The sequence below is a fragment of the Streptomyces sparsus genome (assembly GCF_054776295.1).
The window spans coordinates 1,699-7,912 of record NZ_BAAHCA010000148.1; the positions used below are offsets into that span (position 1 = coordinate 1,699).

Here is a 6,214-nt window from a genome sequence, read left to right on the forward strand (position 1 = left end):
TTTCACGTGAAACCGGCGCGTCGCGGCGGCTCCAGACGGCCCGCCCGTCTGGAGCATCCGGCAGGTTCTGGGAGGATGGGGCCGACGATGACGTCGCCCCCAAAGGTCAGGGCTGATTCTTTCCCATTTGCCCCAGCGGATCACCTCAGCGGACACCCGCACGTCTCACAAGGAGCGGACAGATGCCCATCGCAACCCCCGAGGTCTACAACGAGATGCTCGACCGGGCGAAGGCAGGCAAGTTCGCCTACCCGGCCATCAACGTCACCTCGACGCAGACCCTGCACGCGGCGCTGCGCGGCTTCGCCGAGGCCGAGAGCGACGGCATCGTCCAGATCTCCACCGGCGGTGCGGAGTTCCTGGGCGGCCAGTACGACAAGGACATGGTCACGGGCGCGGTCGCGCTGGCCGAGTTCGCGCACATCGTCGCCAAGAAGTACCCGGTCAACATCGCGCTGCACACCGACCACTGCCCCAAGGACAAGCTGGACGGCTACGTACGCCCGCTGATCGAGGTCTCCAAGGAGCGCGTCGCCGCCGGCCAGAACCCGCTGTTCCAGTCCCACATGTGGGACGGCTCGGCGGAGACCCTGGCCGACAACCTGACCATCGGGCAGGAGCTGCTCGCCGCGGCCGCCGCCGCCAGGATCATCCTGGAGGTCGAGATCACCCCGACCGGCGGTGAGGAGGACGGCGTCACCCACGAGATCAACGATGAGCTGTACACCACCGTCGACGACGCGCTGCGCACCGCCGAGGCCCTCGGCCTCGGAGAGAAGGGCCGCTACCTGCTCGCCGCGTCCTTCGGCAACGTGCACGGCGTGTACAAGCCCGGCAACGTGGTGCTGCGCCCGGAGCTGCTGAAGGACCTCCAGGAGGGCGTGGGCGCCAAGTACGGCAAGCAGAGCCCCTTCGACTTCGTCTTCCACGGCGGTTCCGGCTCCACCGAGCAGGAGATCGCCACCGCGCTGGAGAACGGCGTGGTGAAGATGAACCTGGACACCGACACCCAGTACGCCTTCACCCGGCCGATCGTGGACCACGTCTTCCGCAACTACGACGGTGTGCTGAAGGTCGACGGCGAGGTCGGCAACAAGAAGGTCTACGACCCGCGCAGCTGGGGCAAGCTGGCCGAGAAGTCCATGTCGCAGCGGATCGTCAAGGCCTGTGGTGACCTGCGTTCCACCGGCACCAAGCTCAAGTAGCGCGCCGGCCTCCCACCGCTCGTCCCGCTGCTCCGCCCGTCACTCGATCGAGTGGCGGGCCGGGCGGCCGACAGCGGCCCGGTACACCGGAAACCGCCCGCCCGAGTCCACCGGGGCGGGCGGTTTTCCGTGTTCCGCACAAGGCACACTGGGGGCATGGCCACTCATGAGAACCTGCTCGGGGGACCGCCCCCCACCCACCTGCCCGACGACCCGGAGCCGCGCGAGCTGATGGCTTCGGGCAAGGCCCCCGCCGAGGTCGCCGCGAAGTACCCGACCTCCTCCCTGGCCTGGGCCCAGCTCGCGGACGACGCCTTCGAGGCCGGCCAGATCGTCGCGTCCTACGCCTACGCCCGTACCGGCTACCACCGCGGTCTGGACGCGCTGCGCCGCAGCGGCTGGAAGGGCCACGGCCCCGTCCCGTTCGAGCACGAGCCGAACCGCGGTTTCCTGCGGTCCCTGCACGCCCTGGCCCGCGCGGCGGAGGCCATCGGCGAGCAGGAGGAGTACGAGCGCTGCTCCACGTTCCTGAAGGAGAGCTCGCCCACCGCTGCCGACATCCTCACCTGACCTCGGGGCCGGGCGTCCGCGCCCGTCCGGATGCCGGCCGCACCGCCTGCCCGGTGCGGGCGAAACGGCCCGGGCTGGTGCCCAGTACCCGCTTGAAGTGCCGCCCGAGGTGCGCCTGGTCGTAGAAGCCGACCGTGGTCGCCACCTCGGCGGCGGGCACACCCCGGAGCAGTAGCCGCCGGGCCCGGTCGATCCGGAGTCCGGTGAGGTACTGGTGCGGGGCCATGCCGAACGCACCGCTGAACGCCCGCACCAGGTGACTGGGGTGGGCGTTCAGCGCTGACGCGGCCTCCCGGAGGGTCAGCCCGCCGACCACGTGCGCGTCGATCAGCTCCCGCAGCAGCCGCGCGAGCCGGGGATCTCGCGCCGGCGTGCTGCTGCCGTCCGGAACGCCGCCCTGCCGCAGGTGCTGCCGGATGCGGTCCCGGACCAGGGCCAGCCGGCATTCCGCTTCCCACTCGTCACCGGGTTCGCGCAGGCAGTCGTGCAGCCGGTGCACCCGGTCCCGCAGCAGCGGATCGTCGAGCACCGGACTGTCCACGGCCGGCCCGACCAGTTCCTCACCCAGAAGTTCCGGTTCCAGGTACAGCACCCGCTTGCGGAACCCGTGGTCGGTGGCCGAGCGGCCGTTGTGCGGGACGTGCGGCGGCAGCAGGGTGACGGCCCGGCGCGGGGTGCCGTGCCGGTGCCGGTCGAGGTCGTACGTCACCATGCCGGCGTCGACGACCAGCACCGTCCAGGCGGCGTGCGTGTGCATCGGGTACGCGTGCGCCGTGAAGCGGGCGTGGAAGACCTCGGTGATGCCCGCGACCGGCGGCTGCCAGGCGGTGATTTCCTCGGGCACGGACATGCAAAGATCGTACAAGACCGGTGTACGGCGATTCGCCGAGAATTCCGATCATGGAATCCGAGAAAGCACCCGTTCGTTTCGACGACAAGATCGCTGTTCTGCTGCGCGAGGATCTCAGGACCTGGCAGCGGTTGAACGTCACCGCATTCCTGGTCAGTGGAATGGGGACGTCCGCGCCCGAGGTGGTCGGCGAGCCGTACCGGGACGCCGACGAGGTCACCTACCTGGCGATGTTCCGGCAACCGGTACTGGTCTTCGAGGGCGCGTCGGAGACACTGGCCCGCGCCCACGCCAGGGCGCTGACCAGGGACGTGCGCATGTCGGTGTTCACACAGGACCTGTTCGGCACCGGCAACGACCGGGACAACCGCGCCGCCGTGCGGGCCGTGCCGACGACGGGACTGGACCTGGCGGGTATGGCCGTGCACGGGCCGCGCAACGCCGTGGACCGAATCCTGAAAGGCGCGCGACTGCATCCCTGAATATCCGTCGGCGCTTTCCGGCGACGGTAGGGAGGCGCCGCGTCGGGCGTATTCTTGCGGAGAACCCGGAAAGTCACCGTGAGTGGCCGGCGGCACTGGACCACGGGACCGGAAACGGCAGCCGGCGGGGAGAGGGTGGGGCCACTCGGCTCTTGCCCGATGCGGACTCCGGCAGAGATGATCGCGCCGAGGCCTGTGTCCTTCCCGCCCGGCGCGTGCGCGGGCGCGTGGAAGGGCCGGCCCGAAGGCCCGGCCACCCCGGGCGAGCGCTCAAGGAGACCTAGATGTCGGAGACCCCGAACCTGGATTTCGCAGGTACGACGCCCTACGAGGACTACGTGCAGGCGGACGTCCTCACCCATCTCCAGCACCCGCTGTCGGACGACCCCGGCGAGATGGTGTTCCTGGTGACCACGCAGGTCATGGAGCTGTGGTTCACGGTGATCGTGCACGAGTGGCAGACCGCCGCCAACGCGCTGAGACAGGACGAGCTGCCGACCGCACTGGCCGCACTGAAGCGTTCCACCTACGAACTCCAGTCGCTCAACGCCTCCTGGGAGCCGTTGGCGCACCTCACCCCCACGCAGTTCAACTCCTACCGTTCGGCGCTCGGTGAGGGGTCCGGTTTCCAGTCGGCCATGTACCGGCGCATGGAGTTCATGCTCGGGGACAAGTCGGCGTCCATGCTGGTCCCGCACCGCGGCGCGCCGCGGGTGCACGACGAGCTGGAGAAGGCGCTGCACGAGCCGAGCCTCTACGACGAGGTGCTGGGCTTCCTGCACCGGCGGGGCGCCGGAGTGCCGGAGCACGCGGTGAACCGCGACCTGACGAAGCGCTACGAGCCGGACCCCGAGGTGGAGGCCGCCTGGGCGCGCGTCTACGCCGACGGTGACCAGGACAGCGAACTGGTGCGGCTCGGCGAGGCACTGACGGAGGTGGCCGAGCTGGTGTGGCGCTGGCGCAACGACCACCTGGTGGCCACCCGGCGGGCGATGGGCGCAAAGACCGGTACGGGCGGCTCCGCGGGCGTGGCCTGGCTGGAGAAGCGGGCCGGCAAGAGCGTGTTCCCCGAGCTGTGGACGGCGCGCAGCCATGTCTGAGCTCAAGCGGGAAGCGGCCCGCCTCGACGAGACGGACGAGCTGGCCGGGGTACGGGAGCGCTTCGTGCTCGACGACTCCCCGAACGTCGTCTACCTGGACGGCAATTCACTGGGCGCGCTGCCCCGGGACGTGCCCGACCGGCTCGCGGACGTCGTCGCCCGGGAGTGGGGGAGGCTGCGCATCCGGTCCTGGACGGAGTCCGGCTGGTGGGAGGCGCCCGAACGGGTCGGCGACCTGATCGCTCCGGTGATCGGCGCGGCCCCGGGCCAGGTCGTCGTCGGCGACTCGACGTCCGTCAACCTGTTCAAGGCCGTGGTCGGAGCCGTGCGCCTCGCGGACGCCCGGGGCCGGGACGGCGCCGGGCGCGACGAGGTCCTGGTGGACGTGGCGACCTTCCCGACCGACGGATACATCGCCCAGTCCGCCGCCCGGATGACCGGGCGCACCGTGCGGGGCGTGCTGCCCGGTGAGCTGGCCGCGGCGGTCGGCCCGCGTACCGCGGCCGTGCTCGTCAACCAGGTCGACTACCGGACGGGGGAACTGCACGACCTGCCCGGGATCACCGCCGCGGCGCACGCCGCCGGCGCCTACGTCGTCGCGGACCTCTGCCACAGCGTCGGCGCGCTGCCGGTCGGGGCGGACGAGCACGGCCTTGACTTCGCCGTCGGCTGCTCCTACAAGTACCTCAACGGCGGTCCCGGCGCTCCGGCCTTCCTCTACCTGCGCCGCGAGCACCAGGCCGGTTTCGACTCGCCGCTGCCCGGCTGGAACTCGCACCGCGAGCCCTTCGGCATGACATCGGCGTACGAGCCGGCGGGCGACGTGCGCAACGGGCGCGTGGGCACGCCCGACATCCTGTCCATGGCGGCGCTGGAGGCGGCGCTCGACGTGTGGCAGGGCGTGGACATCACCGACGTGCGCGCCAAGTCCCTGGCGCTGACGGACTTCTTCCTCGACTGCGTCGACGCCTACGCGCCGGCGGGCCGGCTCGACTGCATCACCCCCCGGGAGCACCACCGGCGCGGCAGCCAGATCTCGCTGCACTGCGAGGACGCCGAACCGGTGATGGCCGAACTCATCTCCCGTGGTGTGGTCGGTGACCACCGCCGGCCGGGCGTCTTGCGCTTCGGGTTCGCTCCGCTGTACACCTCGTTCACCGATGTCGAGCACTCGGCACGGGTGCTGGGGGAGGTCGTCGGGTGAGCGATGCCGAGTGGAAGCTGCTGACCGAGTTGGCTCCGGTGGAGCCGGTCAGCACGGAGGCGTACGGGGACGATCCGGCGCAGGTCATCGACCGGCACGGCAAGAGCACCGGCCCGCGGGTCACGATCCTGCACGGTGGCTTCTGGCGTCAGAGCTACGACCGCGCCTATCTGACGCCGTTCGCCGCCGCACTGGGCGAGGAGGGCTTCTCCGTCGAGCTCGTCGAGTACCGGCGGATCGGCGGTGGCGGCGGCTGGCCGCAGACGGCTGAGGACGTGGACGCCGCCCTCACGCACCTCGGCGGCCCGCCGCGGGTACTGCTGGGCCATTCGGCGGGCGGCCAGCTCGCCCTGTGGGCGGCGGCCACCCGGGAGCGCGCCGCGGACCGGGTGATCGCGGTGTCCCCGGTCGCCGACCTGTCCCGGGCCTACGACATGGGGCTGAGCGACGGCGCGGTGGCCGAGTTCCTCGGCGGTCAGGAAGGCGTCGCCGCGCACATGTCGGAGGCGGACCCGATGCGGCTGCTGCCCCGCGTGGCCGTCGAGGTGGTGCACGGCACCGCCGACCTGGACGTGCCGATCGAGTTGTCCCGCCGGTACGTCAACAACTGGGGCGCCCGGCTGCAACTCATGACGGGCGTCGGCCACTTCACCCCGTTCATCCCCACCAAGCCGGCGTTCAAGACCCTGGTGAGCATGATCCGCAGATAGCCGCCCGCCACGTCCCGTCCCCGCCCCCACTTCGGGAGGGGCGGGGCGCGGGGCGGACGCGCGGGCCGGCGGGCGGGGCGGACGCGCAGGTCG

Annotated in this window: 7 protein-coding genes; 6 read left to right on the forward strand and 1 reads right to left on the reverse strand. The window is 71.2% G+C overall.

Annotation, left to right across the window (positions count from 1 at the left end):
- Positions 1-182 precede the first annotated feature (182 nt).
- Together fbaA and ACYVE9_RS10310 are read left to right on the forward strand one after the other, a co-directional pair.
- Positions 183-1,205, forward strand: coding sequence for a class II fructose-bisphosphate aldolase (fbaA, locus tag ACYVE9_RS10305; protein ID WP_461027467.1), 1,023 nt, complete (start codon positions 183-185; stop codon positions 1,203-1,205).
- Positions 1,206-1,361: 156 nt separating this feature from the next.
- A complete protein-coding gene (locus ACYVE9_RS10310) occupies positions 1,362-1,775 on the forward strand; it encodes a DUF3151 domain-containing protein (RefSeq protein WP_461027468.1) in 414 nt (137 codons plus the stop codon).
- On the opposite strand, the gene ACYVE9_RS10315 is transcribed toward ACYVE9_RS10310, so the two are convergent.
- A complete protein-coding gene (locus ACYVE9_RS10315; RefSeq protein ID WP_461027469.1) occupies positions 1,768-2,625 on the reverse strand; it encodes a helix-turn-helix domain-containing protein in 858 nt (285 codons plus the stop codon). The two genes, ACYVE9_RS10310 and ACYVE9_RS10315, sit on opposite strands and share 8 nt — an antisense overlap.
- Positions 2,626-2,675: 50 nt before the next feature.
- On the opposite strand from ACYVE9_RS10315, the gene ACYVE9_RS10320 reads away from it, so the two are divergent.
- The 4 genes from ACYVE9_RS10320 to ACYVE9_RS10335 all read left to right on the forward strand — a co-directional run bounded on the left by ACYVE9_RS10320 (position 2,676) and on the right by ACYVE9_RS10335 (position 6,121).
- Positions 2,676-3,107: a DUF2000 family protein gene (locus ACYVE9_RS10320; RefSeq protein WP_461027470.1), complete on the forward strand. Its 432-nt coding sequence runs from the start codon at positions 2,676-2,678 to the stop codon at positions 3,105-3,107.
- Between the two features lie 284 nt (positions 3,108-3,391).
- A complete protein-coding gene (locus ACYVE9_RS10325) occupies positions 3,392-4,207 on the forward strand; it encodes a tryptophan 2,3-dioxygenase family protein (RefSeq protein WP_461027471.1) in 816 nt (271 codons plus the stop codon).
- Positions 4,200-5,411 (forward strand): kynureninase, encoded by a 1,212-nt coding sequence (gene kynU, locus ACYVE9_RS10330; RefSeq protein WP_461027472.1) that lies wholly within the window; start codon positions 4,200-4,202, stop codon positions 5,409-5,411. Before ACYVE9_RS10325 ends, kynU begins: the two co-directional genes overlap by 8 nt.
- The gene (locus ACYVE9_RS10335; protein ID WP_461027473.1) at positions 5,408-6,121 is read left to right on the forward strand and encodes an alpha/beta hydrolase family protein; all 714 of its coding nucleotides are present in this window, start codon (positions 5,408-5,410) and stop codon (positions 6,119-6,121) included. Before kynU ends, ACYVE9_RS10335 begins: the two co-directional genes overlap by 4 nt.
- Positions 6,122-6,214: the final 93 nt, after the last annotated feature.

Coding starts and splice junctions, on each gene's coding strand:
- fbaA (WP_461027467.1), top strand. CDS start 183: ATGCCCATCGCAACCCCCGAGGTCTACAACGAGATGCTCGACCGGGCG.
- ACYVE9_RS10310 (WP_461027468.1), top strand. CDS start 1,362: ATGGCCACTCATGAGAACCTGCTCGGGGGACCGCCCCCCACCCACCTG.
- ACYVE9_RS10315 (WP_461027469.1), bottom strand. CDS start 2,625: ATGTCCGTGCCCGAGGAAATCACCGCCTGGCAGCCGCCGGTCGCGGGC.
- ACYVE9_RS10320 (WP_461027470.1), top strand. CDS start 2,676: ATGGAATCCGAGAAAGCACCCGTTCGTTTCGACGACAAGATCGCTGTT.
- ACYVE9_RS10325 (WP_461027471.1), top strand. CDS start 3,392: ATGTCGGAGACCCCGAACCTGGATTTCGCAGGTACGACGCCCTACGAG.
- kynU (WP_461027472.1), top strand. CDS start 4,200: ATGTCTGAGCTCAAGCGGGAAGCGGCCCGCCTCGACGAGACGGACGAG.